The sequence below is a fragment of the Rhizobium sp. TAL182 genome, from assembly GCF_002117725.1.
Taxonomy (GTDB): Bacteria; Pseudomonadota; Alphaproteobacteria; order Rhizobiales; family Rhizobiaceae; genus Rhizobium; species Rhizobium esperanzae.
Map to the genome: position 1 here is coordinate 2,749,531 of NZ_CP021024.1, position 26,663 is coordinate 2,776,193.

General features: G+C 59.9%; 26 protein-coding genes and 2 pseudogenes. 13 read left to right on the forward strand and 15 right to left on the reverse strand.

Translation table 11 applies throughout. The features are described from left to right. Positions 1–80: 80 nt before the first annotated feature. From Tal182_RS13830 to Tal182_RS13845, 4 genes are all read right to left on the reverse strand, one after another. The gene (locus tag Tal182_RS13830; protein WP_085859777.1) at positions 81–458 is read right to left on the reverse strand and encodes a hypothetical protein; all 378 of its coding nucleotides are present in this window, start codon (positions 456–458) and stop codon (positions 81–83) included. Positions 459–653: 195 nt separating this feature from the next. Continuing rightward, positions 654–1,043, reverse strand: a complete 390-nt coding sequence (locus Tal182_RS13835) for a hypothetical protein (protein WP_085859778.1) — start codon at positions 1,041–1,043, stop codon at positions 654–656. Positions 1,044–1,190: 147 nt separating this feature from the next. Next, positions 1,191–1,484, reverse strand: coding sequence for a DUF982 domain-containing protein (locus tag Tal182_RS13840; protein WP_348628994.1), 294 nt, complete (start codon positions 1,482–1,484; stop codon positions 1,191–1,193). Between the two features lie 178 nt (positions 1,485–1,662). After that, a complete protein-coding gene (locus Tal182_RS13845; RefSeq protein WP_085859780.1) occupies positions 1,663–2,004 on the reverse strand; it encodes a hypothetical protein in 342 nt (113 codons plus the stop codon). A gap of 214 nt (positions 2,005–2,218) precedes the next feature. Between Tal182_RS13845 and uvrB the strand changes: the two genes are divergently transcribed. Further along, positions 2,219–5,152 carry an excinuclease ABC subunit UvrB gene (gene uvrB, locus Tal182_RS13850; protein ID WP_085859781.1) on the forward strand — a complete coding sequence of 978 codons (2,934 nt, stop codon included), beginning with the start codon at positions 2,219–2,221 and terminating at the stop codon, positions 5,150–5,152. A 26-nt stretch (positions 5,153–5,178) separates the two neighbouring features. On the opposite strand, the gene Tal182_RS13855 is transcribed toward uvrB, so the two are convergent. Next, positions 5,179–7,404 (reverse strand): SIR2 family protein, encoded by a 2,226-nt coding sequence (locus Tal182_RS13855; protein WP_125461482.1) that lies wholly within the window; start codon positions 7,402–7,404, stop codon positions 5,179–5,181. 445 nt (positions 7,405–7,849) lie between these two features. Between Tal182_RS13855 and Tal182_RS13865 the strand changes: the two are divergent. Further along, positions 7,850–8,080 (forward strand): annotated as a pseudogene (locus Tal182_RS13865) (GNAT family N-acetyltransferase); the annotation flags it as partial. A gap of 5 nt (positions 8,081–8,085) precedes the next feature. Here the strand turns inward: Tal182_RS13865 and Tal182_RS13870 are convergent. Both Tal182_RS13870 and Tal182_RS13875 read right to left on the reverse strand, forming a co-directional pair. Beyond that, a complete protein-coding gene (locus Tal182_RS13870) occupies positions 8,086–8,784 on the reverse strand; it encodes a hypothetical protein (RefSeq protein WP_085859784.1) in 699 nt (232 codons plus the stop codon). A 119-nt stretch (positions 8,785–8,903) separates the two neighbouring features. Continuing rightward, complete coding sequence (locus tag Tal182_RS13875) at positions 8,904–9,626, reverse strand: SOS response-associated peptidase (RefSeq protein ID WP_085859785.1); 723 nt, start codon at positions 9,624–9,626, stop codon at positions 8,904–8,906. Between the two features lie 210 nt (positions 9,627–9,836). Here Tal182_RS13875 and Tal182_RS13880 point away from each other — a divergent pair, with 210 nt between their 5' ends. From Tal182_RS13880 to dusA, 5 genes and pseudogenes are all read left to right on the forward strand, one after another. Next, positions 9,837–10,223, forward strand: a complete 387-nt coding sequence (locus Tal182_RS13880; protein ID WP_085859786.1) for a GNAT family N-acetyltransferase — start codon at positions 9,837–9,839, stop codon at positions 10,221–10,223. A gap of 333 nt (positions 10,224–10,556) precedes the next feature. After that, a pseudogene (locus Tal182_RS13885) lies at positions 10,557–11,342 on the forward strand (cadherin repeat domain-containing protein); the annotation flags it as partial. A 224-nt stretch (positions 11,343–11,566) separates the two neighbouring features. Further along, on the forward strand, positions 11,567–12,034 hold the full coding sequence (locus Tal182_RS13890) for a DUF3828 domain-containing protein (RefSeq protein WP_085859787.1): 468 nt from the start codon (positions 11,567–11,569) through the stop codon (positions 12,032–12,034). A gap of 680 nt (positions 12,035–12,714) precedes the next feature. Further along, positions 12,715–12,927 carry a cold-shock protein gene (locus Tal182_RS13900; protein WP_064803342.1) on the forward strand — a complete coding sequence of 71 codons (213 nt, stop codon included), beginning with the start codon at positions 12,715–12,717 and terminating at the stop codon, positions 12,925–12,927. Positions 12,928–13,111: 184 nt separating this feature from the next. Further along, positions 13,112–14,113, forward strand: coding sequence for a tRNA dihydrouridine(20/20a) synthase DusA (gene dusA, locus Tal182_RS13905; RefSeq protein ID WP_085859789.1), 1,002 nt, complete (start codon positions 13,112–13,114; stop codon positions 14,111–14,113). Positions 14,114–14,237: 124 nt separating this feature from the next. On the opposite strand, the gene Tal182_RS13910 is transcribed toward dusA, so the two are convergent. Then, positions 14,238–15,194, reverse strand: coding sequence for a trypsin-like peptidase domain-containing protein (locus Tal182_RS13910; RefSeq protein WP_085859790.1), 957 nt, complete (start codon positions 15,192–15,194; stop codon positions 14,238–14,240). Between the two features lie 538 nt (positions 15,195–15,732). Here Tal182_RS13910 and Tal182_RS13915 point away from each other — a divergent pair. The 3 genes from Tal182_RS13915 to Tal182_RS13925 all read left to right on the forward strand — a co-directional run bounded on the left by Tal182_RS13915 (position 15,733) and on the right by Tal182_RS13925 (position 17,255). Then, a complete protein-coding gene (locus tag Tal182_RS13915) occupies positions 15,733–16,569 on the forward strand; it encodes an alpha/beta hydrolase (protein WP_085859791.1) in 837 nt (278 codons plus the stop codon). Between the two features lie 50 nt (positions 16,570–16,619). After that, positions 16,620–16,850 carry a hypothetical protein gene (locus tag Tal182_RS31725; protein WP_085859792.1) on the forward strand — a complete coding sequence of 77 codons (231 nt, stop codon included), beginning with the start codon at positions 16,620–16,622 and terminating at the stop codon, positions 16,848–16,850. A 189-nt stretch (positions 16,851–17,039) separates the two neighbouring features. Next, on the forward strand, positions 17,040–17,255 hold the full coding sequence (locus Tal182_RS13925; RefSeq protein WP_020921603.1) for a hypothetical protein: 216 nt from the start codon (positions 17,040–17,042) through the stop codon (positions 17,253–17,255). Between the two features lie 147 nt (positions 17,256–17,402). On the opposite strand, the gene Tal182_RS32525 is transcribed toward Tal182_RS13925, so the two are convergent. Continuing rightward, entirely contained in the window at positions 17,403–18,344 is a 942-nt protein-coding gene (locus Tal182_RS32525) for a hypothetical protein (protein WP_085859793.1), read from the reverse strand. Positions 18,345–18,641: 297 nt separating this feature from the next. On the opposite strand from Tal182_RS32525, the gene Tal182_RS13935 reads away from it, so the two are divergent. Together Tal182_RS13935 and Tal182_RS13940 are read left to right on the forward strand one after the other, a co-directional pair. After that, positions 18,642–19,154, forward strand: a complete 513-nt coding sequence (locus tag Tal182_RS13935; protein WP_064803349.1) for a BA14K family protein — start codon at positions 18,642–18,644, stop codon at positions 19,152–19,154. Positions 19,155–19,294: 140 nt separating this feature from the next. Then, positions 19,295–19,900 carry a GNAT family N-acetyltransferase gene (locus Tal182_RS13940; protein WP_085859794.1) on the forward strand — a complete coding sequence of 202 codons (606 nt, stop codon included), beginning with the start codon at positions 19,295–19,297 and terminating at the stop codon, positions 19,898–19,900. A 74-nt stretch (positions 19,901–19,974) separates the two neighbouring features. Here the strand turns inward: Tal182_RS13940 and Tal182_RS13945 are convergent, their stop codons facing one another. The 4 genes from Tal182_RS13945 to Tal182_RS13965 all read right to left on the reverse strand — a co-directional run bounded on the left by Tal182_RS13945 (position 19,975) and on the right by Tal182_RS13965 (position 23,989). After that, a complete protein-coding gene (locus Tal182_RS13945; protein WP_085859795.1) occupies positions 19,975–20,847 on the reverse strand; it encodes a DUF3313 domain-containing protein in 873 nt (290 codons plus the stop codon). Positions 20,848–20,951: 104 nt separating this feature from the next. Further along, positions 20,952–22,301 (reverse strand): HAMP domain-containing sensor histidine kinase, encoded by a 1,350-nt coding sequence (locus tag Tal182_RS13950; protein ID WP_094299097.1) that lies wholly within the window; start codon positions 22,299–22,301, stop codon positions 20,952–20,954. After that, positions 22,298–22,969 (reverse strand): response regulator transcription factor, encoded by a 672-nt coding sequence (locus Tal182_RS13955; RefSeq protein WP_020921608.1) that lies wholly within the window; start codon positions 22,967–22,969, stop codon positions 22,298–22,300. Before Tal182_RS13955 ends, Tal182_RS13950 begins: the two co-directional genes overlap by 4 nt. A gap of 501 nt (positions 22,970–23,470) precedes the next feature. Further along, positions 23,471–23,989 carry a helix-turn-helix domain-containing protein gene (locus Tal182_RS13965; protein ID WP_085859797.1) on the reverse strand — a complete coding sequence of 173 codons (519 nt, stop codon included), beginning with the start codon at positions 23,987–23,989 and terminating at the stop codon, positions 23,471–23,473. A gap of 89 nt (positions 23,990–24,078) precedes the next feature. Here Tal182_RS13965 and Tal182_RS13970 point away from each other — a divergent pair, with 89 nt between their 5' ends. Continuing rightward, positions 24,079–24,720 carry a dihydrofolate reductase family protein gene (locus tag Tal182_RS13970; RefSeq protein ID WP_085859798.1) on the forward strand — a complete coding sequence of 214 codons (642 nt, stop codon included), beginning with the start codon at positions 24,079–24,081 and terminating at the stop codon, positions 24,718–24,720. Positions 24,721–24,835: 115 nt separating this feature from the next. Here Tal182_RS13970 and Tal182_RS13975 read toward each other — a convergent pair whose 3' ends face one another. Next, the gene (locus tag Tal182_RS13975) at positions 24,836–25,195 is read right to left on the reverse strand and encodes a hypothetical protein (RefSeq protein WP_245344770.1); all 360 of its coding nucleotides are present in this window, start codon (positions 25,193–25,195) and stop codon (positions 24,836–24,838) included. A 17-nt stretch (positions 25,196–25,212) separates the two neighbouring features. Next, positions 25,213–26,658, reverse strand: a complete 1,446-nt coding sequence (locus Tal182_RS13980) for an adenylate/guanylate cyclase domain-containing protein (RefSeq protein ID WP_085859799.1) — start codon at positions 26,656–26,658, stop codon at positions 25,213–25,215. Between the last annotated feature and the right edge of the window lie 5 nt (positions 26,659–26,663).

Consider the following 26,663-nt stretch of genomic DNA (forward strand, 5'->3'; position numbering starts at 1 on the left):
ACGCGGACTGCGGGGTGCGCGGCCCACTTCTGACGGCATCCGGAAGGGACCGGCGAGGTTGGCAAAAGCCCGCCTCTGCCTCAGTACTTCATGTTCCGTAATTCAGGAAAATCATAGTAACGCAGCCGCTTGTCATGGCAGCGAGGGGCATTTTTTGACAGGTCCACAATCATGTTGTTTTTCAAGGTAAGGCCGATATAAGACCAGTTTGAGTTGCTCCGCTCCGTGGTGCGCGTGCAATAAGCATAGATCTGCTTTTCCGGATCAAGCAGAACGAGGCTGGAAATCTCGGCCTTCACGAAGTTCCCCGGTTTAATGGTTCCCCGCAGAGCGTCAACGTACTCGTGTCGGACTGCGCTGGAAGGCGGCCGCTGGGAGTCTGCGACGGATTGCGCCACCGCGGTTTGGCCGCCGCCAAGTGCCAGCAGGGCAGCGCCAGCAAGGAATTTGACCTTCATTCAGTTGAATCTCCCGTATCGAGGTCGATAGATCGGCCTTTTCCAAAAGGCTGTGGCTGCAAACGGCAACTCACAGCCCGTACTTCGAGGCTCCGCCCTGCGGGCCGCGCACCGCCGCATGAGGAAGGTTGGGAAGCCGCGCCGCCGCTCGCCAAAGCCTGGAGCGGCGACGCGGCCCGAGCCTTCGCGCTTGCGTCAGGTCTTCATGCCGTTCATCTCAGGAAACGGGTAGTAACGCAGCCGCTTGTCTTTGCAGCGATTATCATTCGCCGTCGCGCCTAGGATTTGGCCATCCGTGAAGGAGACGCCGAGATAGGCCCAGTCTCCCCAGCTGCGCTTGGGCACCACGCGTACACAGTAAGCATAGATCTTCTTTTCGGGATCAAGCAGCACAACGCTCGAAATGCGCGCCCAGACGACCTCACCCGCTTCGTGTCTATAACTTCTCTTGAATACGATGTTGATGAAGTTCTGCCGGACGTCATTCGAAGGAGGCCGCTGGGAATCTGCAACGGATTGCGACACAGGGGCGTTGCAGCCGGCCAGCATCAGCAGGGCAGCGCAAGCAAGGACTTTTATTATCATTCAGTTGGATCTCCCAGAATCGGAGCGTAATAAACGCCGCTCATTCCTACAAACACAGCGGGAACAATATTTGCAATACACGAAAATAAAACTTATTCACCCTGCGAATGTGACTGCGTAACCGTGGATATGGCTGAGTCACTCGACTTATACCGGAGGGTTCGAAATGGAGCTTGCGGTCCCATTCTCATCGTCGGCGATCGCCACGCCAGCTTCCAGCGCCGCGAGAATAAAAGCCTGTCGCACCGTCTCCGCCGGCATCCGCCCGGCAAGCCAGGCACGGCAAAAATCGATCGCCCTCTGCTGATGGACGCCGCCATTGACCGGCCAGTCGGAGACCAGTGCGTAAAGCGCGTCCTGCGGTGACCGGAGAACCAGCCGTTCGCCGGTATCAAGATCGATCGAAATCGGTTTTTTCCAAAAGGCGGAATGGTCGCTAATGGCAGTCGCACCCGAAGCTGAATGGACTGCAAAGTAACTGCGGAAAGCCGATCACGGTTCCACTGCGGGGTCGGGTGGGAGCGCGAAGAGAGCCGCATCCTGAGGTCCGGAAGCCGAAGGCTGGAGCCTCGAAGGGCGAGGCGGGTGCGCTCGCCCTGGCGGCCTGCGCGCCGTGCCATTAACCCGGCAGCTTGCAACCCTTGCTCATGCCGGCGGACTGCATAGCGGAAACCTTGCCTTTTGAGGCGGCAATTTCGCCTTCCTTGTCGCCTCCGGCAACGCTGCCAATCGGGACGCCAACGAGGAAGACACCAAAAGCGTCGCCGTTCGCCGCGCTGATCTGCTGCTTCGATAAGTCGTCCAGCTTGGCCCGCTCCTTCTTGAGTTCGGCAGCGAGAGCTTCGCAGCTGAGGTTCGTATAAGCCGCCATTGGAATATCGACCTGCACGATGGCGTCAGGACGTTTGGCGCAGCCGGAGAGTGCCGCCGTCGCCGCGCATGCGATGATGATCTTTTTCATGAATAGTCCCCAAATTCCCGCAATAGCTGTAACATTGCCGCCTGCCTTGCGGGAGGCAACGCGTCCTTCAACCACAGACTTTTTCTTTACTCGCTCAAGAGCTGATGCGAGCTCTCAGCACTCACCATTATTCACCAATCCGAACGATTCATTCGTTTCCCTTTTGTACTCTTTCCCTCTTCCCTTTCGCGCTGACTCTCTCCATATTCGCGCCATGGCCAAAGCTCCGAAAAAATCTCCGACCTCGAATGGTTTCGAGGAAGCCCCGCAATCGTCCTTTGAAGGCGCCCCCCTCTCCGGCTCCGTCGCCGATTGGGTGAAGCAGCTGGAGGCCGATGCAGAAGCCTCCGGCGTCGAGAGCCAGCGCGAGATTGCCTCGAAAGCGGGCAAGCACCGCAAGAAGGTGGAGAACGAAGCACGCAAGCATTCGGAAGCCGTCAGCGTCAACAAGAAGGCGACGGTGAGCAAGACCGCGCGCGGCGTCTCGATCGGCGGTTCCTCCGACCCGAAGACGCGCGCCGCCGCCGGCCTGAACCCGGTGGCGGGTCTCGACATTTCGCTCGAGGATGCCGGCAGCATCTCGCCCGGCGGAGTCACCGCCACCGTGGAGGCGCTATCGAAGCTGATCGAGAGCGGCAACCCGCTGCACAAGAACGGCAAGATCTGGACGCCGCACCGCCCTGCCCGCCCGGACAAATCCGAAGGCGGCATCACCATCCGCATGGACTCGGAGTACAAGCCGGCCGGCGACCAGCCGACGGCGATCCGCGATCTCGTCGAGGGCCTGCAGAATGGCGACCGCAGCCAGGTGCTGCTCGGCGTCACCGGCTCCGGCAAGACCTTCACCATGGCCAAGGTGATCGAGGAAACGCAGCGCCCGGCCGTCATCCTGGCGCCGAACAAGACCCTGGCCGCCCAGCTCTATTCCGAGTTCAAGAATTTCTTCCCCGACAATGCGGTGGAATATTTCGTTTCCTACTACGATTACTACCAGCCGGAAGCCTATGTGCCGCGCTCCGACACCTATATCGAGAAGGAAAGTTCGATCAACGAGCAGATCGACCGCATGCGCCACTCGGCGACGCGCTCGCTGCTCGAACGCGACGATTGCATCATCGTCGCCTCGGTCTCCTGTATCTATGGTATCGGCTCGGTCGAGACCTATACGGCCATGACCTTCCAGATGAATGTCGGCGACCGTCTGGACCAGCGCCAGCTGCTGGCCGATCTCGTCGCCCAGCAATATAAGCGCCGCGACATGGATTTCACCCGCGGCTCCTTCCGCGTTCGCGGTGACACCATTGAGATCTTCCCCGCCCACTTGGAAGACGCGGCCTGGCGCATAAGCATGTTCGGCGACGAGATCGACGCCATCACCGAGTTCGATCCGCTGACTGGCCAGAAGACCGGCGATCTGAAATCGGTGAAGATCTACGCCAATTCGCACTATGTCACCCCGCGCCCGACGCTGAACGGCGCCATCAAGGCGATCAAGGAGGAGCTGCGGCTGCGCCTTGCCGAACTGGAGAAGGCCGGCCGCCTCCTGGAGGCTCAGCGCCTGGAGCAGCGCACCCGCTACGATATCGAGATGCTGGAAGCCACCGGCTCCTGCCAGGGCATCGAGAACTATTCGCGCTACCTCACCGGCCGCGACCCCGGCGATCCGCCGCCGACGCTGTTCGAATATATCCCCGACAACGCCATCGTCTTCATCGACGAGAGCCATGTCACCGTGCCGCAGATCGGCGGCATGTATCGCGGCGACTTCCGCCGCAAGGCGACGCTGGCCGAATACGGCTTCCGCCTGCCCTCCTGCATGGACAACCGGCCGCTGCGCTTCGAGGAATGGGACGCCATGCGCCCCGACACGATCGCCGTCTCGGCCACACCAGGCAGCTGGGAGATGGAACAGTCGGGCGGCGTCTTCGCCGAACAGGTGATCCGCCCCACCGGCCTGATCGACCCGCCGGTCGAAGTCCGCTCCGCCCGCACCCAGGTCGACGACGTGCTCGGCGAGATTCGCGAGACCGCGGCCAAGGGCTACCGCACCCTCTGCACCGTGCTGACCAAGCGCATGGCCGAGGACCTGACCGAATATCTGCATGAGCAGGGCGTGCGCGTGCGCTACATGCACTCCGACATCGACACGCTGGAGCGTATCGAAATCATCCGCGACCTGCGCCTCGGCGCTTTCGACGTGCTCGTCGGCATCAACCTGCTGCGCGAGGGCCTCGACATTCCCGAATGCGGCTTCGTCGCCATCCTCGACGCCGACAAGGAAGGCTTCCTGCGCTCCGAGACCTCGCTGATCCAGACGATCGGCCGAGCCGCCCGTAACGTCGACGGCAAGGTCATCCTCTATGCCGACAACGTCACCGGCTCCATGCAGCGCGCCATGGACGAAACCGCCCGCCGCCGCGAAAAGCAGATGGCCTATAACCTCGAAAACGGCATCACCCCGGAATCGGTCAAAGCCAAGATCTCCGACATCCTCGACTCCGTCTACGAGCGCGACCACGTCCGCGCCGACATCTCGGGCGTCTCCGGTAAAGGCTTCGCCGACGGCGGCAACCTCGTCGGCAACAACCTGCAGGCCCATCTCAACGCGCTCGAAAAAAGCATGCGCGACGCCGCCGCCGACCTCGACTTCGAAAAAGCCGCCCGCCTCCGCGACGAAATCAAACGCCTCAAGGCCGTGGAACTTGCGGCGATGGACGATCCGATGGCGCGCGAAGAGTCGAAGGCGATGGAAGGAAAGGCCCGCGGCAAATCCCCTTCTCCCCAGCGGGGAGAAGGTGCCCGAAGGGCGGATGAGGGGGCCACACCCTCCTACTTCGCCAAGCCGACCCTCGACGAAATGGGCCACGACCCCACCACCCCCGCCGGCAAGAGCCTCTTCCGCAAGAACGACCTCGACGAGATGACGGTCGGCCGCACCGAAAAACCGGTGATCGGCCGCGTGCCGGAGAAGCCCGACGCCTCAAAGAGCACGAAGCGCTTCTCGCCACTGCTGGAAGGCCAGCCGGAACGCGACGACGACGTGCGGCCGGTGGTGCGCGGCCGCGTAGGCGCCGGGAGCTATGAGGATGCGGGCGAGCAGAAGCGCAAGGGGCGGACGAAGGGGAAGACTGGGCGGCCGGGGCGGTAGCTCAGCGGGCTGCTCGCAAAATTACTCTATTGCCGCTCCAACCGCCCTGCTGAACGCCTGTCTCGTCGTGGCGCATCAGAGGACCATTCTTCGAGCGTAACGAATCTTATCAACCGATTCTGCATACTCTCAATTGCCGAGCTATTTGTGTGGCGAGCTTTCAACTTCAGCCTCTCAAAATATTCTTTAGCAAGTATTTTCGCTTCATCCTGGCGCCGATGCTTCACCAATGCACCAATGTGCCCTTTTGACAATGTCACTATTGGGTATTCATCAATAGTAAGTGTTGGCTGCGCATCCATCAGATTCAGTGTCTTTACAGCAGTCTTTATAAGATCTTTTGTAGTTGAATCATAATATGGCCTCTGCTGCGCCAATCTTAATTGAAGGTCCGCAAGCGCATGAATCGCAAATGGATTTCCAGAAAAAGCTCGGATTGAATTCTGAAGCATCCCAATGGCAGGATCCAGTCGATTGATGCCGGCGAGATATAAGCCGTACTGAAGCCAAAAATGGCCATCAAGTTGGAATTCCACTTCGAAATCTGAGTATATTTCCGTACCCCTGCCCCCAGTACCGGACGATATTTCGGAAACAAAATCCTTATTTAGTATGAACTTGAAAAGATAGGAGTCCTGTCGAGAAACGCTTTTTATTATGGGCATTCTATATTTTACATATGTCTTTAATATCGCCTTAGTCACCTCCTGCATCTCGTCGAAAGACACCAAATCATCAAATATGTGTCGCATGTAAAGATCGTGCCGCGCCAAAAAACGCCCAGACTCCGATCGAGCAATAATTCCTTCGAGAGCCTCCAATGCTCTTTGAAACTCCCGCTTCGGCGCTAAATTTTGATAAGCTTCGAGCGCTAATTCCAGACTTACGCCTACCCGTGCAAGCGTAGAGATGCCGATAATAAGAAGAAGTTTTTTTGTGTCAGTATCGGGAAGACTGCGATATTCATCGGCGATGATTTCATTGAAATTTTTGGAGTCGGTTGCTTCTCTCAACGCAATTAGAAGCTGGCTTCTAGATCTCGTCAATTCCCGATATTGATCCGCCCTCTCCATCTTTCGGAAACGGGGAGCAGGAACATACTGCAGGATTTTCTCAATCAGAGGATCAAAATCATTGCGGCTAAATTTTTGGAAATCGGAAGTTATACACAGATCCGAATAGTACCTCCCGAGATGGTCGGACCACTCACTTTGCCTAGACGACGAAACGACCAGTATCCTCCCCGCATCCAGCGATAATATAGACTCCCGGAAGCCATCACCATAAAGGAATAAGTCGCCGACATATACAATCACCAGCCCATCATGAAGGCGATTCAGAAGCTTAAATGCCTTGGTCGTTGAAACGGCATCCTTACTCAATTCGTAGATTGGTGTATTCGGATTTTTAAGACCAAATTGAACTAGTGCCATCATGGTTGCGGTAGTTTTGCCACTGCCTGCCGGTCCCAGGACCGTAAACATTCGATCTGCCCGAGAAGCACAGCCAGACAACTCTTTCTCGATATCAGAGAATCCTTCTAGCTTCACTGGAATGTCAGAGGCTGCGATAGTCCAATCCGGGCTAAAACCTTGAAGAAATTGTCGCGCCTTTTGCGCAATGTCGGCCGACGATAGGCCTTTAACACGATTAAATGTATCAACCGCGTTTATCGGTCTTAAAAAATGAGCCGTCGCGATATCGTCGTGTGAGAGCGTCGATAAAACAGCCTCCGAATAGCCAGCGGTCTTCTCCAAAATATCAACTGATTTCAGCCCATCTGGAAACTGCGAAGCTAGCCAGGTCACAAAATCTTCTAATCTCCCATTGATATGAACCAAACCTTTCGCACGAAGGCTTTTCAGCTGAATCTCAGAGAGATCCTCGGGAGTTATAACAAAACCGCGTCCGGCTACAAATTTTCCGTCACGCTTAGCTCTCTCGATTTCGGCCTTGAATATGGGTTCTGATAGTGTAGTGCCTACAAAAACAGGGCATGCAGATATATAATCACTTCCAGCTCGTTGATACCAATGATGCTTACCCCCTATTAAAGCTCTAGAATATTCTTCTTCAGTAAAGATAAATCCATGCTCTTTCTTTAATATATCGCCATGGAGATGTACGACATGCAAAAATCTATCTGCCTCAAACTCAGACGCCGAATCAACCATACCATTGTAAAAACGCCGTATTTGAGCAGACCGGCTATTAATATTTTGCAAAGTATCATCAATATTAAATGTATACACCCGTTTCCACGTGTAATTAAACAGCCTCTTAAGGACGGAACAGTTCGACTGTATTCCTCCGAATATATACTTAAAATTTGCTGATCACTTAGGTATTCCCCCCTTACCGCATCCAATACATCTTTAAGGCTTTCGCCATCATAAGGAAGAGATGCACGGCGTGCCAATACTTCGGCTAGCTGCTTACCGACTTTAACATTGCCGCCCTTCGCGTTGCGGCTTCCAGCCGAAGCTCCGGCCCCCAGTATCAAAATTACGTCGCCGAATTCGATTTGCGTCTTGAGAAAGCTCGCATCAGCCGCTTCTATTTGCATTGACCACACCCCCATAATTCAACGCAACCTAGTCGAGTATTATTAAATTGTTCAAGCGATATCTGAGCTGTTCACGCTTTTAATTCAATCTCCTCGCTGCTCGAAAGCTTCAATGCTTCATTCGCTCACGCGGCTTCGTCAATGTCGCCCGGGATGGCGGCATTCATGCCTTCATTCTCGACACCTGCGTTCACCCGACATGCGCCACCGGGGCATCGCGACGCGGCTGATCAGGGAGGCCACGCGGAGCCCGCGAGCGCGGCGCCGAATGGCTGCATGTCGATTTCGAGCCGCACCTGACTTCCTTCTATCGCGCCTGCGGCTTCCGGCGCACCGAGTCCGGCCTCATCAAACTGGCCTAGCCACCTTACCCACCACCAATCCTCGCCTCCCCCTTCACCAGCGCAAAATAAATCCGCTCCACCCGACAGGCCGCACTTCGCGCGCTCACCTCATACCCGGCCGCCGGCCAGCCGCGGCGCGGGCTGCCGTCGGCTGATATCAGCCAGTACCAGCGCTCGTCGGAGCCGCTGAGATCGATCTTGAAGATCCGCCCCATGCAGGTTTCGCCGTCAAAGCCGATGAAATCGTCGCCAGGCTTTTCCTTCCAGGCGTGGCGCCATTTGCCCTTCGGCTTCTCGCCGCTGACTATCACCTCCCAGTCCTTCCAACCGTTATAGTTCGATCGCGCCGTCAGCGACCCGTCATAGGGCTTCTGGTCGAATTCCATGCAGGCTTCCAGGAAAACGGCGACGGACTCACAGACCGTTCTCCACGCATCGTCATCGCGGGATGTCAGCCTGTAGGCGAGCTCATCGGGCACATTGCCCAGTGCCTGGGCGATGGCGAAGACCACGCCTTCCCTGGTCGCCGGTCGGCCGTTCGCCGTGATGTCGAGATAGGTGCAGAGGAATTCCGCCACCTCGTCTGCGATCGCATTGATGACATCAGGCTTTCGGCGCTTGCCGATCTGATAGCCGCCGAAATCCCGGATCCGGCGCTGCGTCTGCCTGCGAAGGGCATTGTTGAGGAACGACCGTAACAGCGTTCCGGCATCGTCTGGCATGCGTCGTCCTCTCCTCGTGAGGATGTGTTTGCCGCATGGTTTCGTGAATGGCTCCCGCCCGAGCCGGTGAATCACAGCGATTCCGGAGGCAAGACCGCCACCGCCTTGCCTGACTTGCCCTAGAGCAGCGTCGGCTCCGGATCGTCCTCGACTTCTTCGATGATCTCAGGGCCGTCATTCCTGGGCGAGCCGACGCCCCGGCCGATCTTCCACATCGTCATCAACTCGGCCGGGAAAGGCCTCATCAGATCGTTCGGATCCGGCTCCGGCGACAGCCAGCGTTCATAATCCTCGCTATGCAGGATAACAGGCATGCGGTCATGGATCTCAGCCATCATCTCGTTCGGCTCGCAGGTGACGATGGCGAAGTTGCGGGTCGAAATGCCGTTCTCATCTTTCCAGCTTTCCCAGATGCCGGCGAGCGCGAAGGCGGAGCCGTCCTTCATCGCGATCGCATAGGGCTGCTTGTTCTTGCCCGTGCCATGAATGTCCTTCCACTCAAAGAAGCCGTTGATCGGCACCAGGCACCGGCGCGAACCATATGCCGCGCGAAACATGCCATTGGAAGCGATGCTCTCGCAGCGGACATTGACCGGCGGCGGCCGGCCGCCTGATTTGGCCCAGGAGGGCAGCAGACCCCAGCGTGCCGACGCGAAGATGGGGCCCGTTACATCAGGCTCGCGCACGACGTCCCTGATGATGATGGGGTAATTCAGCGACGGCGCGCCGTTCCATCGGGGAAAGCGATTTCCCAGCCCGTCAATATCCCCGCCCCTGACAGCAAATGGGAAATTGCAGATCAGCTCCTCAAGCGAGGTCTTGACGAATATGCGTCCGCACATGGAACCCTCTCTGCCGGTGGAATGTCAGATGTTCTCATTATGTTCCGGGGTGACAGGGTGTCAACGACGCCTCAGTTGCGCCCCTGCGGGAATGCCCGCGCCTCATATGTGTAACATGTGCTGCAGCTTCGAACCAATCCACCGTGATTGATCCGCAACCTCCCGGCCCTAGCTTCTGCTCTCGGCCGGCTCGAACGGAGAAAACCACCCATGCTGGAACTGCGCACCGACCCCTTCCCCGCCGCCGACGAACTGAACGCCCTCTTTTCTGCCGCTTGGGGCAGCCAGCACAGCCGGGATTTCGCCGAAATCCTCTCCCGCAGTCTCGCCCATATCGGCGCCTATAACGACGGCAAGCTCGTCGGGTTCGTCAATGTCGCCTGGGATGGCGGCCTTCATGCCTTCCTCCTCGATACGTCGGTCCATCCCGATATGCGGCGGCAGGGCATCGCGACGCGTATGGTCAGGCAGGCTACGAGCATCGCCCGTGAGCGCGGCGCTGAATGGCTGCATGTCGATTTCGAACCGCAGCTGACCGGCTTCTACCGCGCCTGCGGATTTATCCCGACTGCGGCGGGCCTCATCAAGCTCGCATGAGAGATTTCACCGGAAGCCGTCCGCAGGCGCAAGCCCGTCGTCAGGCGGGAAAGCGACGCCGATAGTCAGGGCGCCGACGCGCAATGCCATAGCGCGTCAGGCGAAGACAATTTTTCACGCTTGCACCGCGAGCTTATCTCCGCACAGGACGCTTATGAATTAAAAGACTACATACGACTTTTGGTTTGCAAATTCGAAGTCCTTCCGCAGTATTTCAGCCTTACTTTTTCGTTAAAAAATCAAGAAAAAATCACAATTTTTCATTGAAAACTTCATTTGTGATTGGCATAAATCCCCGAGAGGTTGTCGTCCGTTGAAACCAACAGTTCTTTCGCGCTCTTCTCAGGCAATTTCGCCAATTATTCCTTCGCGGTGAACAATGGCGATCACATCCTGACGAGCGCTGCCGAAGGGACGGATACGCTGACAGACGTCGAATTCGCCCGCTTTGCCGATGGCATCTACGATTTCGCCACGGAAAGCTTCACGCCCAAAAGCAACGCCGCGCCGACCAATATTCAGCTCTCGAAAACCGCCCTCTCCGAGGATACACCGATCTGGACCACGGTTGGTCTGCTCAGCGCCAAGGATGCCGACGGCGACACCCTCACCTACACGTTGCTCGACGGCGCCGACGATCACTTCCGGCTGAAGGGCAACCGCATCGTCAGCTCCAAGGCATTCGACTACGAGACGGCCAAGTCGCACACGATCAAGGTCGCCGTCTCCGACGGTAAGGTCACGGTCGCAAAGGAGATCACGATCAACGTGCTCGATGTCAACGAAGCCCCGGTCAACCAGGCGCCGATCAAGCTCTCGTTCTCGCGCAGTTCGATCTCCGAGAATGTCGCAATCGGCACCTCGGTCGGCCTTCTCTCAGCCGTCGATCCGGAAGGCGGCACGGTGAAGTGGCGGCTGATGGATGATGCCGACGGCATCTTCAAGCTCGTCGGCAACAAGATCCAAACGAAGGCTGCGATCGACTTCGAAAGCACCCACAGCCTGACCTTCACCGCCCAAGCCTATGACGCGGCCGGCAACATCACCAGCCACGACTTCACCCTCGGCGTGAAGGACATTTTTGAGCCGTCGAGCCTGCTGCACGATGCTTTGATCTAATCACGACTGGATTTCTGCCAGACGCCGATATGCGTCATGATCGGCTTTCAACGCCGGTGGGGCTCGCAGCCTTGCGAGCCCCACAGCGGCAATCTAAGGCGTTTGCCTGCCGCCACCAGCAGGAGATGCAGAGGGCGCAGCCACGTCGAGGCATCTCAGAAAATGCCGCTCCACCTCGATGCTCGTTTCGGCTATGATTCTCCGCCCATCGGAGGAGAGCCTACATGCGTCTACCCACCGTTATCCTCGCCCTCGCCATTTCGGCGTTCGCGGCCCTGCCCGCCTTGGCGGAGACCTACAAGACGCCGAAGGCGCTGCTCAAGGCGCTTTACAGCTACGACACCGACAGGAGCGATGCCGAGGCGCCCTCGCCCTATTCGATCTTCTTTTCCGACCATCTGAACAAGCTTCTCCAGGCCGATCTCGACAACACGCCCGAGGGTGATGTCGGCGCGGTCGATTTCGATCCAGTCATTGCAGGCCAGGACGGCGAGGCGAGCAACGTCAGGATCGGGCAACCGATCCTGTTGGACGACAAGGCCGAGGTGGAAGTGCAGTTCGACAACGGCAAGGAGGTGACGCTTTTCTACACCCTCGTGCGCGAGCATGGCGGCTGGAAGGTCGACGACATCGCTAATCAGCAGGGCGATAATCCCTGGAGCCTCAGTGCACTGCTGGGGGATGCGCAGTAAAACCGCAGGCGCTAAAGAGCGCCCTCATGGTGAGGAGGCCCAAGAGTCCGTCTCGAACCACGAGGGCGGGCGCGCGAACGCCTTAACTGCATTCCACAAGCCCTATGCAGAATCGAAGGCAATGGCGCCGGTGGCCGCCTCTGTCCTTCGCGGCTTCGCCCTGCGGGCTACGCACCTCGGGATGAGGCGGAACAAAGACGGCGCCAGGAACACCGGAGGCAGGCTCTGCGATCCTCTTCACCATGAGGGCTGATTGATGTGGCCTGCCGCTCCGCAAAATCCATGCCCGGCCACCGAAGCACCGCTCATCCCGTTTCGGCACGGAATCCCGATATGGCACATCGGCGCAAGTATCTGCTAACTTTTCGTCAAGTAACTGAATCTTCGGCATTTCCTGTCGTTATAAAGGTCATGCCACAATAATGGCGCTTGCATTTTGACCGAAATGATGGCACCAATCCACCTACTCGGGCATTTGCATGCCGGTGACTGGACTGATGTGGTATCTCTTCCGTTACGGAAGGGGCGCGGGAATACCCGCCTGCGTAGACGTTCTTTCCCCGTACGTGACTTCTCCGACTGACCCTTCGTCCCCAACCCCAATCGGGACGAAAGCTAAAGCCGTCCGCTTCCTCTCGGGGGCGCGGATAAACACAGACTAAGGGAAAAGGACTATCCCAATGGCCACCAAAGGCATCGTAAAATTCTTCAACCAGGACAAGGGTTTTGGTTTCATCACGCCGGACGGCGGCGCAAAGGACGTTTTCGTCCACATCTCCGCGCTGCAGGCTTCTGGCATCCAGTCGCTGCGCGAAGGCCAGCAGGTCACCTTCGACACCGAGCCGGACCGCATGGGCAAGGGCCCGAAGGCTGTCAACATCTCGGCTTCGTAAGCTAGATTATCGCTTCGGCGGCAGGAACGGCGCTCTGAAAGGGGCGCCGTTTTTGTTTGCCACGCTTGGATTTGTCGATCGCAAGGCCAGGTGTTATATGCGCCCTTAATGATGATCTCGCCGGAGCGGCGATGCAGGGCGCCAACATTGAGGCGCCGTGGCTACAAGGAACAATGGACCGTCGATGACTGAGAAGAGGCCGATATTTGCGGTGGCCCCGATGATCGACTGGACGGATCGGCATTGCCGTTATTTCCACCGCCAGATCAGCCGGCAGGCGCTGCTCTATACCGAGATGGTGGTGGCCGACGCCATCATCCATGGCCCGCGCGAGCGGTTGCTCGGCCACGACGCCGCGGAACATCCGCTGGCGCTGCAGCTTGGCGGATCGGATCCGGTCAAACTCGCCGAGGCGGTGAAAATCGCCGAACCCTATGGCTACGACGAGATCAACCTCAATGTCGGCTGCCCCTCCGACCGCGTGCAATCGGGCACCTTCGGCGCCTGCCTGATGCTGACGCCGGAGACGGTGGCCGAATGCGTCGCGGCGATGAAGGCGGTCGCGACCGCGCCCGTGACGGTGAAATGCCGGATCGGCGTCGACGAGCAGGAGCCGGAAGAGGCGTTGCCGGAACTCATCACCCGCGTTCTCGATGCCGGCGCCGATGCGATCTGGATCCATGCCCGCAAGGCCTGGCTGAAGGGCTTGAGCCCGAAGGAGAATCGCGAGATTCCGCCGCTCGACTACGAGATCGTCTACCGGATGAAACAGCGCTGGCCCGATGTGTTCATCGGCATCAACGGCGGCATCCGCACGCTCGACGAGGCCGCCCAGCACCTCGCCCATGTCGACGGCGTCATGCTCGGCCGGGCCGCTTACCAGAACGCGGCGATCCTCGCCGACGTCGACCGGCGCTTCTTCGGCGCGCCGGCGGCCGAGCCCGACTGGCAGGCGCTGTGCGACCGGATGATGGCCTATGCCGAGCGCCATATCGCCGGCGGCGGCCGGCTGCAACAGGTTGCCCGGCACATGGTCGGCCTCTTCACCGGCCTGCCCGGGGCGCGTCGCTATCGTCAAATCCTCTCCACCGACGCGGTAAAAAACGGTGCCGGACCGGAGGTGCTGGCGGCAGCCTTCGCCGCAGTGGATTTCTCCGGGACGGAGCCGGCGGCGGTCAGCGCCTGACGTAACGGAACGTTGTCTGTGTTTCCACCGGCAAGTGATGGCCGGCGCCTGGAGCGGGCCTTCTCAACGAGCCGGTCGCGGTCGCGCGCTCATTCGGTAAGTCGCGGCTGTCGGGCAACAGTCATCATAACCGCGGCATCGGCAGCAATATCTTCTTCTCGATCCGGCCGGCCACCGAAAACACCAGAATCTCCGTCTCTTTGCCGATCCTGCTGCCATCCATCAGTCTGACGATATCGTCGACGCCGCCGACCGGGCTGCCGTCGATGGCGAGGATGTAATCGCCCTCCTGCAGCCCGCCCTTTGCCGCCGGCCCCTCCGGTTCGACCCTGCGGACGCGGACGGATGTCGTTTGAACCGTACCGGCAGCAAGTGCGACCCGTAGCGGCAGCACGATCGTGTCGCCTGCTATGCCGATGAAGGCGCGCCTGACCTGACCATAGCGAAGAATCTCCGACACCACGAAATTGGCGGTGTTCGATGCAACGGCAAAGGCGATGCTCTGTGCGCCCTGGATGACGGCGGTGTTGACGCCGATAACCTCGCCGCCGGAAGAAACCAGCGGCCCGCCGGAATTACCCGGATTGAGCGCGGCATCGGTCTGGATGACATCCTCCATCAGCCGGCCGCTGGCCGCCCGCATCGACCGGCCCAGCGCCGAGACGATACCGGCAGTGACGGTCCATTCGAAGCCCAGCGGATTTCCGATCGCGATCGCGATATGGCCCCTGCGCAGGCGCTGGGAATCCCCGAGCCTCGCCCAGGCGCCGGTGCTGGCATTGGCGCGAATAAGAGCGATATCGGTATCGATATCCCGGCCGAGCACCCGACCTTCGGTGACGAATCCATCAGGCGTCGTGATGCGAACCACTTTGGCGTCGTCGACGACATGGCTGTTGGTAATGATCAGGCCGTCAGGCGAGACAGCGAATCCCGACCCGTGCCCCTGCCGGCCTCCCACCCGCTCGATCCGGCTGACCGCCGGGCCGACCGTGTCGATTGCTGCTGCGATCGACTGCGAATAGGCATCGACCAGCGCCCCGTCTTTCTGGGGCGCCATATCCTTATCCATGTAACCCATGTTCTGATCCTCAGGCGGCAGACGGCCGTCCCGCCGCCGGCAAAGCAATCGCGGATGCGATCGTCGCCATGACGTTGTTGTGAGGAATTAGATGGTTGGGCGTCGATCCCCGTTCAAGTGAGCGCCAGGCGCTGCATCCGGCGCAACATAATCCAAGGCGAAATACACCTACCCGAACGTATAGATTGCACGAACGGGAATAAAGTGGCTCATTGCGGACATTGCCCGTTAGTTCGGCCGCCTTCACTGCGCTGCCGAGCTACCGTGATCAAGGAATGTCGTAGCGCGAAGCAGTCGGGCAAGGACCGCCCCATTGCGTCGCCGCCACCGGTTAACAGGGCACTGCGCGTCCTGGAAACTGACCATGCAAACTTCTGTCATATCAATAGAGTAGAACGAGGCATTCAATAAGCACATCATCATATTGTCGATTCCATCCCCAGGCGCGACTCTCCTATTGGCGTCACGGCGCTCGTGGCGCTGCCGATCCCGCCTGCAGCAGCCTGTTTAGCCAATCCAACCCACAAGGAGCCATGAGATGAGCACAGTCACAACGAAGGACGGCGTCGAGATTTTCTACAAGGACTGGGGACCGAAGAGCGCCCAGCCGATCATGTTCCATCACGGCTGGCCGCTGTGCTCCGACGACTGGGACGCGCAGATGCTGTTCTTCCTCGACAAGGGTTACCGCGTCGTCGCCCATGATCGGCGTGGCCACGGCCGCTCCACCCAGGTGGCCGACGGCCACGACATGGATCATTACGCGGCCGATGCCGCAGCCGTCGTCGAGCATCTCGATCTCAGGAATACCGTCCATGTCGGCCATTCCACCGGCGGCGGCGAAGCGACCCACTATGTCGCCCGCCACGGCCAGCCGCAGGGCCGGGTCGCCAGGCTCGTCATAATAGGCGCCGTACCGCCGATTATGGTGAAAACCGATGCCAATCCCGGCGGCCTGCCGATCGAAGTCTTCGACGATCTGCGCAGGCAACTTGCGGCCAACCGCACCCAATTCTATCATGACCTTCCCGCCGGCCCGTTCTACAGCTTCAACCGGCCGGGGGCGAAAGTGTCGGAACCGGTCATCAACAATTGGTGGCGCCAGGGCATGATCGGCGGCGCCAAGGCGCATTACGACGGCATCAAGGCCTTCTCGGAAACCGACTTCACCGAAGACCTGAAGATCATCACCGTGCCGACCCTCGTCATGCATGGCGACGACGACCAGATCGTGCCGATCGCCGACTCCGCGCTGCTTTCGTCCAAGCTCCTGCAGAATGCGACGCTGAAGGTCTATGAGAAATTCCCGCACGGCATGTGCACGACCCATGCCGATATCATAAATCCCGACATCCTCGCCTTTATCAAAGGCTGATCCGACGTGTCGTCGGGCGCCGGCGAGGCGCCCGGCGGCCGCGCCGCTTTTTGGCAAAACGGTTTTATCATGAAACCGTTTTCGTCGATTTGCGTTTAGCGGCCATGAAAAGAGAACGTGAACCCTCATCAAAGGCTTACCGGCAGGATCGTTTCGAAAATACCGAGCGAGCCGCAAAGGAAACCATCGAGGCGGAGCAGCGGGCTCGCCGGGAAAAGACCAAACGCCTGAAAGAGCTGCGCCTGTCGCAGCTGGGCAGTAAGGATCCCGCGGCCAAATAGAGATCTTCTGCCCGCCTATTCAGTCCGATCGAGGCGCCGGTTGATTTCAGCTCCACCCCGGCGCCGCGTCTTGCCGCGGCTCCCATATTGTTCTGATTTCGGACGTTCGCCCATCTTGCGAAGCAAAGGCTGCGAAATTATCTTTTTTGCACAATAGCGATTCACGGCATCCCAAAAGGGCTGATTGCGATGTCAGACAAGCTTTTCAGCACGCGTGACGAACCACTCGCCTCCGCAGATCTCGATATTTGCAGGCGTGTACATGAAGCCCTGTGTAGCGGGCTTAATATTGATAGAGCAGGCGGGGAAGCCGATCGTCTCGGAGCCCTGATCATCGAGCTTTATCGGCAGGGGGTGCATGATGAAGACCAGCTTCGACTGCTTGCCGGCGGGAAGCGGGTCTGACGGCGCGTGTCAGTTTCCCCGCGACACCTCTGCCCGTGATCCTCGTTTCAGACGCACAAAGGGTGCGCTAACGCTCTGAATCTAATTATGTATCGGCTCGAAAATCTATTCCGATTTCGAGCCGATACGCTAGCCATTTTCGGTGATTTAGAGGCCGGTCGCCTCGGGACTCGTTGCTGTGGCCGAGGTTTCTGTTGAATCGACAGCCGGCGCCGACTCGGTCGTTCCCGATACTTCTTCCGTGCTGCCCGTCTCGGCTTCCGGCGTTTCCGCGGTCGCGCTAGGATCTGTCGTCTCGCTGCCCTCGGCGGTTTCGCCAGCCGGAGTCTCGGTTGCCGGAGTCTCCGTCGTCGGGGTCTCCGTCACCGGTTCTTCCGCGACCGGCGCCGCAGCCGCCAACGCGTCTCTCATCTGGTCGATCGTGCCGACAGCCGTGCCGATGCCGAGCGTGTCCTTGGCCCAGGCCAAAGCTTCGGGGGTGAGCGTGCCCGTCTTGGTCGCCGAAGCCAGTGCTGCCCTCAGAGCGGCGTCGCCGAGAACAGGATCGTCCGCCGGCGGGGCAACCCCGTTGGCCAGCTCATATTGAGCGTAAGCGGTAGCGTACGCCGCAATTGCAGCCATACGCGGATCCGCCGTCTTCATGAGGGCATGGAAATTGCGTTTCAAGGAATTGAGACCGGCAAGCTGTGCTGCGGGTTTCTTGGCCGACTTTTCCGCGGGCGCCTTGACGGAGGTCGTCTTCTTGGCGCCGCCCTTCGTGGTCACGCTCTGCTTGGTCGTATTCGCCTGGCCCGTCTTGCCGCTGGACTTGTTCGAGCCATGGCCGTTCTCCGTCTTCCCGCCTGAGCTGGAGCTTCCCTTTCCGCCGCCGCTGCTATGGCTGCCGCCGCCACTGCCACCGCCGTTGCCACCCCCGCCACCGCCGTGATCACCACCGCCACCCCCGTGACCACCACCGCCACCGCCGTTGCCGCCACCGCCACCACCTTTTGCGAAGGCGGGCGATGTATCGGTAAAGACGATGTTGAGGGGCGCAAGCGCAAGACTGGTGGATAGACAGAGAAGGCCGATGATTCTGGAGAGCTGCATGGTCGTCTTTCTGACATTAAGGTGACGCGTTACATGTCAGGCATTGAAGCAGCAGCTCCATAAGAACCAGTTTAAGATCTACTTGCAATTTGAACTTCCTCCAGATTCCGGTCGTCGATAGCGTCCCTTGCGCGCTTTCAGAGAGGTGTAGCGCAGGAGAACCGCCGATCGCAATGATTCGGCCGCGCAGTTCATTGCGTTAGCGAATGCGCACATAGTCGGGTCCTGACCCCAAGAGAAACTTATTTTCTCGGTCCGCGTTATCCCTCCATACTTCCGTGACTCGAGGTGAGTGACATGAACAGATTCGCCATCATTGCCCTATCGATAGCGACGGCATTCTCCGGGACGCCGGCTACGGCAGGCCCAGCCTTCGTGCCCAGTCCGGTACAACAGGCGGTGCAGCCAACGCCTGACGGCAGCGATGCCCGGATCATCGCGGTCGGCTGCAACAACTTCACGAACTGCCCAGGCCAGTTCGATAATGGTCGGAGGTGGTACCCGAGGCGCCACTACTACCGCGATCGCCACTACTACCGCGATCGCGACTACTATCGGGACGACCGCTATGGCTGGGACCGCCGCTACGATCGCAGATGGCGGCGTCACCACGACAATACCGGCGCCATTATCGGCGGCTTGGCGGCCGGTGCCATCATCGGCGGCATCATCGCCTCGCAGCCTCGCGCCGCCTACAGCTCGCGCGGATACAGCTCGCACGCCGAGTATTGCTACGCCCGCTATCGGTCGTACCGCGCCTGGGACAATACCTATCAGCCGAACTACGGCCCGCGCCGTCAGTGCCGGTAATCCAGCCTGTGGCGCTGCAGTAAGCCCCGCGTCACCGCGCGGGGCTTTGTGCTGTCGCGCAAGCCCTTCCCAGCGGCTCTCAGTCATGCTTGTCTAGCCAGGATCGAACCTTCCGAGCGGCTGCATTTGCAAGGTGACCTATGACCTCAGGAGACGCCGCAACACCCTCCGGCTGCGTGACCCTGCTTGCGCCGGATTTGGAAAACCTGTTGGGCTTCGAAGCAGCGCTTGCGGCCGGTTGGTCTCCCGACCCGCGCCGTGCCGGCGACCAAGCCTATATCGGCGGAGAACTCCAGCGGCTGCGCCAGGACAAATTGAAATTTCTCGACGATCTTAGTCCGGGCGACAGACAGCGCACCGTGTCCGGGTCGCCGCTGACGGTTCTTCTCTTCTGGATCTGGGATGGCGAATTCTGCGGCAGCATCAACCTCCGCTTTCTTCAGGGCACAGAGCAGCTGCCGCCCGAAGTCTCGGGCCATGTCGGATATTCGGTCGTGCCGTGGAAGCAGCGCAGCGGCCGCGCCACCGCAGCGCTCGGCCTCCTGCTCGATGTGGCGGCAAAACAAGGCCTCACCCGCCTCGTCGTTCTCTGTGACGAGGACAACGACGCCTCGCGGCGTGTGATCGAGCGCAACGGCGGGCAATTCTTCATGCGCGGTCCGCACCCTTCCGACAGGCCTAAGCGAACCAAACTCTATTTCTGGCTACATCCCGGACCGGCGCCTGAAAACACATCCGAGCGCTAGAGACGGACGGAGCAAGGCCGTCGCCCTTCTCCGTCCGTCCGATCAGCCCAGCTCGGGGTGGGCTGAGCACTCGATCAAAAGGCAGTCGCCGGCTTCGGCTTCTTCTCGGTCCATTGCGGCGGCGCGCCATATTTGGCGGCCACCATCCCGACCAGCCCAGGTTCGCGGCCGAAGGCGTCGCAGGCGACGTATTTCGGTTTTCCCCCGAGCCAGGATTTCATCCGCTGGCGCGAGGGAACCCGGAGGTCCAATCCCTTCGGCTCCCTGCCTGCAATCAGCATACGGGAAAATTCGCTGCTGAATTTCCCGGCAAGGGCGTAGGCATCGCCCACCTCGGAAACGCGCGGGTTGTTCTGCAGCGAATTCGCGCCCCGCGCCCAGACCATCGCCGCGCGCTGCGCGCCCGACTTGTCGACCGCCTCGGCCTCCACAGCCAGCCCGCCGAGCCCGACCGGCAGGCGCGGCACGCCGACCGGCAGCGCCAAGCCGGTGCCTACGGTTACGACAGTGGAAACCCCTGCCATTGTCTTGTTGGTTGGCACGATGTCGGTGACGACGGAGCGGATCGTCAGATCCGCGGGCTCGCCTGACGCCACCATCTGATACCGGTCCGTGAGGGAAATGCAGAGTGCCCGGTCGAGCGCATTGGAGACCATCGCCCGGTCTTCAGGCGACTTGATGCGAGTCGCGGCGCTGAAGGCGAAGCTCGTCGGTTCGATCGCGACCGTCTTTATCGGAGCGAGGCTGAGACCATCGACATAGACGCGCGATTTCGAGAGTTTGCCCTTGGCCGGCCCGAGATGAGAGTAGGACGTCAGCGTCCCGCCCTCCTTGAGCGGAACCGAGCTGCAGCCGGCAGCAGCCACGGCAAGCGCGAGCGGCAGGACTAGCGAAAAGGCCCTCGACACCCGTTTTGAAAGAAATGAAGTAAATCGATTGCTGCGCACTCCGCTTGGCCTCCGTCGCCGTTGATATCAGGCGAAGGTGGTGGCGAAGAATTGCCGCAGCATTACATTACTCGCGGCAACGCAGACTGCCGGAACAATTCGACCTATCCCAGTTGGATCGCCACCTCGGCCCCGGCAGCCCTGCGCTCGATGCGGACCTCGCCGCCGTGGTTCAGGACGATCTGCTTAACGAGGCTGAGGCCGAGCCCTGCCCCCTTACTTTTCGGGGTGACGCGGTAGAAGGGCTCGAACACCAGCTCCCGGTGCTCGGCCGCAATGCCCGGCCCCTCGTCTGCGACGCTGATCCGCCCGCCGCCGGCTGCCGACACAGAGACAGTGATCATGCCGCCGCCGCCGCCATGATCGATGGCGTTGCGCAGGAGGTTGCTTACCGCCCGCGGCAGGGCCGAAGGACTGCCCTTGCGTTTCAAGCTTTCGACCTCGCTCTGAAACGTGATCTGGTAACCGGCGCCGATCGCGAGCGGCGCAAGATCGGCCACCACGGTCCGGGCGATTTCGACCAGATCGACGGTCTCATGGAGATCGGTCGCCTGGTCGTTGCGCTCGAAATCGAGCAGCTGTTCGGCCGTCTCGGCCAGACGCGCGACGTCGTCGAGCAATCGCCGGCGCTCCTGCCCCTCGGCCGTTCCATCGATCCGCGTCTGCATGATGGCAATCGGCGTCCTCAGTTCATGCGCCGCATCGATCAGGAAGTGCTGCCGCTTGCGGTGCTCGTTTTCCAACCGGTCGAGCGCCTCGTTGAAGGCGATCACCAGCGGCGCGACCTCCCTCGGAATGCCTTCCAGCGGCAGGCGCGCATCGTAGCGGCGCGGTTCGATTTCCGATGCCTTGCGGGCAACTTCGCTGACGCTGGCAAGCCCGCGCCTGATGATCCTGGGAACCGCCAGAAAAACCGCGGGCAAGGCGACGGCAAACAGCGGCACGTAGATCGGATAAACCGCGCCCATCAGGGTAAGAACCGGCCAGCCTTTGTCGGCGACGCCGCCGAACAGCACCCGGAGTTCGCCGACCGGGGTCTCCGCGCTCTCGACCGAGGCGATCTCGTCCGTGCCGGCCGCCCCTCTGATGTCGGCCCCTTCGAACAGATAGGTCAGACGCGCAAGTTCGCTATAGGCTGCGGGAATTGTCCCATAGGATACGAAGGAGCCGTTCGTCGTGGCCGCGACATACCAGAGCCCGTCATATTCTCGTTTCAGCGCGTCGAGCTCCGGCGTATCTTTGACTTCGAGTCGCCCTTCGGCATCGAGTGAAACGGCCGGCGCCAGCACTGATGTGATATGGTCCTCCAGCGCGACATTCGGCGAGAGGATCGTCGCACCATAGAAGCAGAGCCCGATGGTGACGGCCGTCACCACGCCCGCGAAGACGAGGCTGAGCTGCCAGCTGAGCCGCCACCAGAGCGAAGGATTGGACTTGCTCCCCCCGCCAATCATTCTTCCCTCATGAGATAGCCGACGCCGCGGATATTGTGGATCGAAACCTCGGCCCCGGCATCGGTTAGCCGCTTTCGCAGCCGCGATATATGCGCATCGAGCGCATTCGACTGGATTTCTTCCTCATAATTGTAGACCGCCGCCTCCAGCGTCGAGCGCAGCACGGTCTTCTCCTTGCGCTTGGCGAGGGCGGCGAGCACCAGAAGCTCGCGCCGGGGCAGATCGAGCGGCGTATCGCCGACGGTAACGCTGAGATGTAAGGGATCGATCACCATCCGCCCGGCCGTGATCTTGAGTTCGGAAAGGTTCGGCTGCCGGCGCAGCACGGCCCTGAGCCGCGCCATCAGCTCTTCGACCAGAAACGGCTTGCCGAGATAGTCGTCGGCACCGAGATCGAGCCCTTCCACCCGCTGCTTCGGCTCGTTCAGCGCCGTCAGCACGATGATCGGCGTATCCCTCCCCGTTCGCCTGAGCTCCGGAATGAACCGCAGCCCCTCGCCATCAGGCAGGCGCCGGTCGAGCAGGATCGCATCATAGTGGTTCTGCCGCGTCAGCTCGACGGCATCGCCGAGATGCATTGTGTGATCCGTCACGATCCCATGCTTGCCGAGCGCCGCCGACAGCGCCCCGGCCAGCTCCCTCTCGTCCTCGATCAACAGAATCCGCATCGCCCACCATTCCTTGCGCCCAAGTTTCGGCCGCAAGGGTTGCAGCAACATTGCGGAACTTGAAAGGCAACCGGTCATGCTGCCGCAATTGTTGCAGCCGAGGATCGGGCATCCCAATCCAGGACGTCAGCATGATCCGCTTCAAATCCATCCTCCGTGTCCTCGAGACTTACTTCCTCTCCGCCTTCATCCTCGCCAGCCTGCTGGCGGGGCCGCTGGTTATATTGTTCGTGAGGTAGATCCGCTGGTGACCAATAAGCACGACCGGATATTTTTCGTAGAAAGTGAAAAAAGCGTCCCACCGTGTGGCCCCCTCATCTGCCTGCCGGCATCTTCTCCCCGCTGGGGAGAAGGGACCAAGCCGCACGACTCCCCTTTCAACCGAAATGTCGAAGGGGCGAGGCGCTGCCACGATTCCCCTTCTCCCCGCGGGGAGAAGGTAGCCCGAAGGGTCGGATGAGGTGGCCACACGGTAGATCTTTCAATTATCCTTTTCCTACGTCATGCGCCGGCCGCCATTCTCTCCCGCACCTCCAGAAACGCCGCCGTCAGCCGCGCCAGCACCGGCGAAGTCACCGTCCCGTTCGCCCCGCCGACCGGATCGACGATGTGGATCTGCCGGAGATCCTCCATGAACTCGTCCCAGAGCGGCTGTCCGCCCTCTTCCAGCAACTCGGCGCGAATGCTGAGATCCTCGCTCACCGGCAGGTGACGCCTGCCCCAGGCGCCGATCATGGCGAAGAGGGGAACGAGCTGGATTGCCGGTTCCGTCAGACTGTAGATTGCTTTCTGGCTATGGCTCGGATCGTCACGCTTGCTGATGAAGCCAAGCGAGAGCAGCCGCTTCAGCCGGGCCGCCAGGATATTGGAGGCGATCCCCTCCTCCGAATGAGTGAGCAGATCGCGGAAATGCCGGCGGTTGCCGAACATGATGTCGCGGATGATAATCAGACTCCATCGGTCGCCCAGCACCTCCATCGTCAGGTTGATCGGACAGCCGGACCGCAATTCTAAATCCACGAAGCATCTCCTATGAAAACCAGTTGCATTATAGGATCACTTGTGCGAGATAACAACTAGTTTCAATCAGCAATCAGATGGAGGAAAGCATGTCCAAGGTGCGCGTCGCAGGGTTTTCCGTTTCCGTGGATGGTTTCGGCGCCGGGCCGGAGCAAAGCTTGAATGATCCGCTCGGAAAGCGCGGGCCGGAAATGTTTCAGTGGTTCTTCCACACGCGCACCTTCCGCGCGATGATGGGTAAGGACGACGGTTCCACAGGCATCGACGAGGATTATGCATCCCGCGCCATGGCCAATTTCGGCGCCTTCATTCTCGGGCGCAACATGTTCGGCCCGATCCGCGGCGAATGGCCCGACGATGCCTGGAAAGGCTGGTGGGGTCCGAACCCGCCTTACCACGCGCCGACCTATATCCTCACCCATTATCCACGCGAACCGCTCGTCATGGAGGGCGGCACCACCTTCCACTTCGTCACCGGCGGCATTCATCAGGCGCTCGACCAGGCGAAGGCGGCGGCCGGCGATAAGGATGTGAAGATCGGCGGCGGAGTGGCGACCGTCCGCCAATATCTGCAGGCGGGTCTGATCGACGAGCTGCATTTCGCCGTTTCGCCCGTCGTGCTCGGTAAGGGCGAAGCGATGTTTGCAGGCATCGATCTTCCCGCGCTGGGCTTCCGCGTCACCGAGCATGTCGCCAGCGAAAAAGCCACCCATCTCGTGCTGGCGAAATAACCGAGCTATTGGTTCAGTCGGCGATCTCTCCAGCGTGAGCGGTGTCGGAAACACATTCGTCCCGACGCCTGGACGATGCGGCTGTCCAAGGTCATCTCGCCCAGCGTCAACAGCGTCACATTTTGCCCATGCTTTTCATGGCGTTTTCCATGTGCATCTTGCAGTCGTCCATCTTGTTGGCCGTCATGGAATCCTTAGCCATCATCATTTCCTTGGACGCCATTTCCTTCTTTTCCTTCATGGCCGGATCGGTCATGGCGTCCATGTCGGACTGCATTTTCATCATCGACGCCTCGTCGCATTTCATCATCGCATCCTGTGCAAGGACAGGCAGTGCGGATGCGGCGGCGACAACGATGGCTGCAGCTGTGCGTTTCAACATTGTATTCTCCTCCTTTTGGGCAGCGTTGCCCGTTGCAAATGGTGGAATGCAAGTTCCCAAGAACGTGCCGCGGCGCGGGATGAAGACATGCATAAATCAAGGACCTGAGATTATCCCGGCATCACCCGGTAGACGCATGCCATCCCCTCGACGCCCCGAAGCGGAGCCTCGAAAGCGACCAGCCTGTGGCCGGAGAGCAGCCGCCTGACGTCAGGCGCCGAAAACAGGGCTTCGGATAGACAGATCTCGCCGGCCTCGGCCAATGATTGCACCCGTGCCGCGACATTGACGGTCTGCCCGAAATAATCGAGGTTGTCGTTCAAGGTCACGGCGATCGACGGGCCGCAATGGGCGCCGATCTTCAGAATAATGCTGGGGTCGCCATGCTCCCCGTTGAAGCGTTCGATTTCCTCGAGCATGTGCAGAGCAGCCGAGATGGCGTCGCTCGGGCGGGAGAAGGCAGCCATCACCGCGTCGCCGATCGTCTTGACGATTGCGCCCGAATGCTCCTGTACGGTGGCGCCGAGCAAGGCGAAGTGTTCACGCACCAGTGCATAGGCATTGAGATCGCCGAGCCGCTGGTACATCGCGGTCGACCCCTTGAGATCGGTGAAAAGAAGCGTCACCTGGCGAATGCCGAGGCCCTCCCTTTCATCAACGCATTCGGAGCGAAACAGCCGCCGAAATGTCTGGCGCGCAAGCAGCATTCCGCCCGACATGTAAGGATCGAAATCGAGAACGGGCTTGATGGCCTGCGCCAGAATCTCGGGCGGCCAGTTGATGAGAAGCAGCGAGCCACGCACGGCAGCCGAGTTCTCGACTTCGACGATGACCGGGCCGGGCCGAACGGCTGAGGACGAAGGGCAAAAATGCCGACCGTCATACCCGATCCTGAGGAGTGCCGGCGCCGTAGCGGGCTCGCCTGCCACCGGCAGCGCAAAGCTCGCCTGGGTCTCGACATTGATGCCGGCGAGCGCACCCGGGCCGAGTTCAGCCCTGATCGTCGTGACCGAACCCGGTGCCAGGAAGGAAAGGCCGCGCACCAGCCCTTTCAGGACGTCGAGAAAGCGGACCTGCTGACCGGGCAGTCGCGCATCGCTGAGAAACCGTGCCTTCCAGTGAAAATCCTCGATCGAGAGCGAGCCGGGATCATGAAAAGACAGCCGGCGCAGCTGCGGCGACACTGTGAAGGTGACCTCGATGAAATCGTCGAGATCGGTTTCGCCGGAGACGTCGCACAGGCCGCAGACATAGTGAGTCTTCAGCGTCCTCAAGGCGCCGAAACTGTCGAGCACCATTCCGGATTGGGGACACACGACGTCCCAGCGCATCTCGAACAAACCGCTGCGCGTCGCATGGAGAAAGAGATCGATGCTTTCCGCCTCCGAAATGGCGCCGTCGTGCGCGAAGGCCAGCGGGTTGATGCGGTAGAGGGACAGATCGTCACCGCTGCGGATCAGGTTTTCGAATTTGGCGATGCCCCGCGGGCTCCAGGATCGGACCTGCCGGATCTCGGTCATCTTGCTCTCAAGGAGCCGTTCCTGAACGTCAGTCATCTGAC

Bases quoted from the DNA above. Each gene is read 5' to 3' on its own strand.
- Tal182_RS13830 (WP_085859777.1), bottom strand. From the start codon at position 458: ATGAAGGTCAAATTCCTTGCTGGCGCTGCCCTGCTGGCACTTGGCGGC.
- Tal182_RS13835 (WP_085859778.1), bottom strand. From the start codon at position 1,043: ATGATAATAAAAGTCCTTGCTTGCGCTGCCCTGCTGATGCTGGCCGGC.
- Tal182_RS13845 (WP_085859780.1), bottom strand. From the start codon at position 2,004: ATGAAAAAGATCATCATCGCATGCGCGGCGACGGCGGCACTCTCCGGC.
- uvrB (WP_085859781.1), top strand. From the start codon at position 2,219: ATGGCCAAAGCTCCGAAAAAATCTCCGACCTCGAATGGTTTCGAGGAA.
- Tal182_RS13870 (WP_085859784.1), bottom strand. From the start codon at position 8,784: ATGCCAGACGATGCCGGAACGCTGTTACGGTCGTTCCTCAACAATGCC.
- Tal182_RS13875 (WP_085859785.1), bottom strand. From the start codon at position 9,626: ATGTGCGGACGCATATTCGTCAAGACCTCGCTTGAGGAGCTGATCTGC.
- Tal182_RS13880 (WP_085859786.1), top strand. From the start codon at position 9,837: ATGCTGGAACTGCGCACCGACCCCTTCCCCGCCGCCGACGAACTGAAC.
- Tal182_RS13890 (WP_085859787.1), top strand. From the start codon at position 11,567: ATGCGTCTACCCACCGTTATCCTCGCCCTCGCCATTTCGGCGTTCGCG.
- Tal182_RS13900 (WP_064803342.1), top strand. From the start codon at position 12,715: ATGGCCACCAAAGGCATCGTAAAATTCTTCAACCAGGACAAGGGTTTT.
- dusA (WP_085859789.1), top strand. From the start codon at position 13,112: ATGACTGAGAAGAGGCCGATATTTGCGGTGGCCCCGATGATCGACTGG.
- Tal182_RS13910 (WP_085859790.1), bottom strand. From the start codon at position 15,194: ATGGGTTACATGGATAAGGATATGGCGCCCCAGAAAGACGGGGCGCTG.
- Tal182_RS13915 (WP_085859791.1), top strand. From the start codon at position 15,733: ATGAGCACAGTCACAACGAAGGACGGCGTCGAGATTTTCTACAAGGAC.
- Tal182_RS13925 (WP_020921603.1), top strand. From the start codon at position 17,040: ATGTCAGACAAGCTTTTCAGCACGCGTGACGAACCACTCGCCTCCGCA.
- Tal182_RS32525 (WP_085859793.1), bottom strand. From the start codon at position 18,344: ATGCAGCTCTCCAGAATCATCGGCCTTCTCTGTCTATCCACCAGTCTT.
- Tal182_RS13935 (WP_064803349.1), top strand. From the start codon at position 18,642: ATGAACAGATTCGCCATCATTGCCCTATCGATAGCGACGGCATTCTCC.
- Tal182_RS13940 (WP_085859794.1), top strand. From the start codon at position 19,295: ATGACCTCAGGAGACGCCGCAACACCCTCCGGCTGCGTGACCCTGCTT.
- Tal182_RS13950 (WP_094299097.1), bottom strand. From the start codon at position 22,301: ATGATTGGCGGGGGGAGCAAGTCCAATCCTTCGCTCTGGTGGCGGCTC.
- Tal182_RS13955 (WP_020921608.1), bottom strand. From the start codon at position 22,969: ATGCGGATTCTGTTGATCGAGGACGAGAGGGAGCTGGCCGGGGCGCTG.
- Tal182_RS13970 (WP_085859798.1), top strand. From the start codon at position 24,079: ATGTCCAAGGTGCGCGTCGCAGGGTTTTCCGTTTCCGTGGATGGTTTC.
- Tal182_RS13975 (WP_245344770.1), bottom strand. From the start codon at position 25,195: ATGCATGTCTTCATCCCGCGCCGCGGCACGTTCTTGGGAACTTGCATT.
- Tal182_RS13980 (WP_085859799.1), bottom strand. From the start codon at position 26,658: ATGACTGACGTTCAGGAACGGCTCCTTGAGAGCAAGATGACCGAGATC.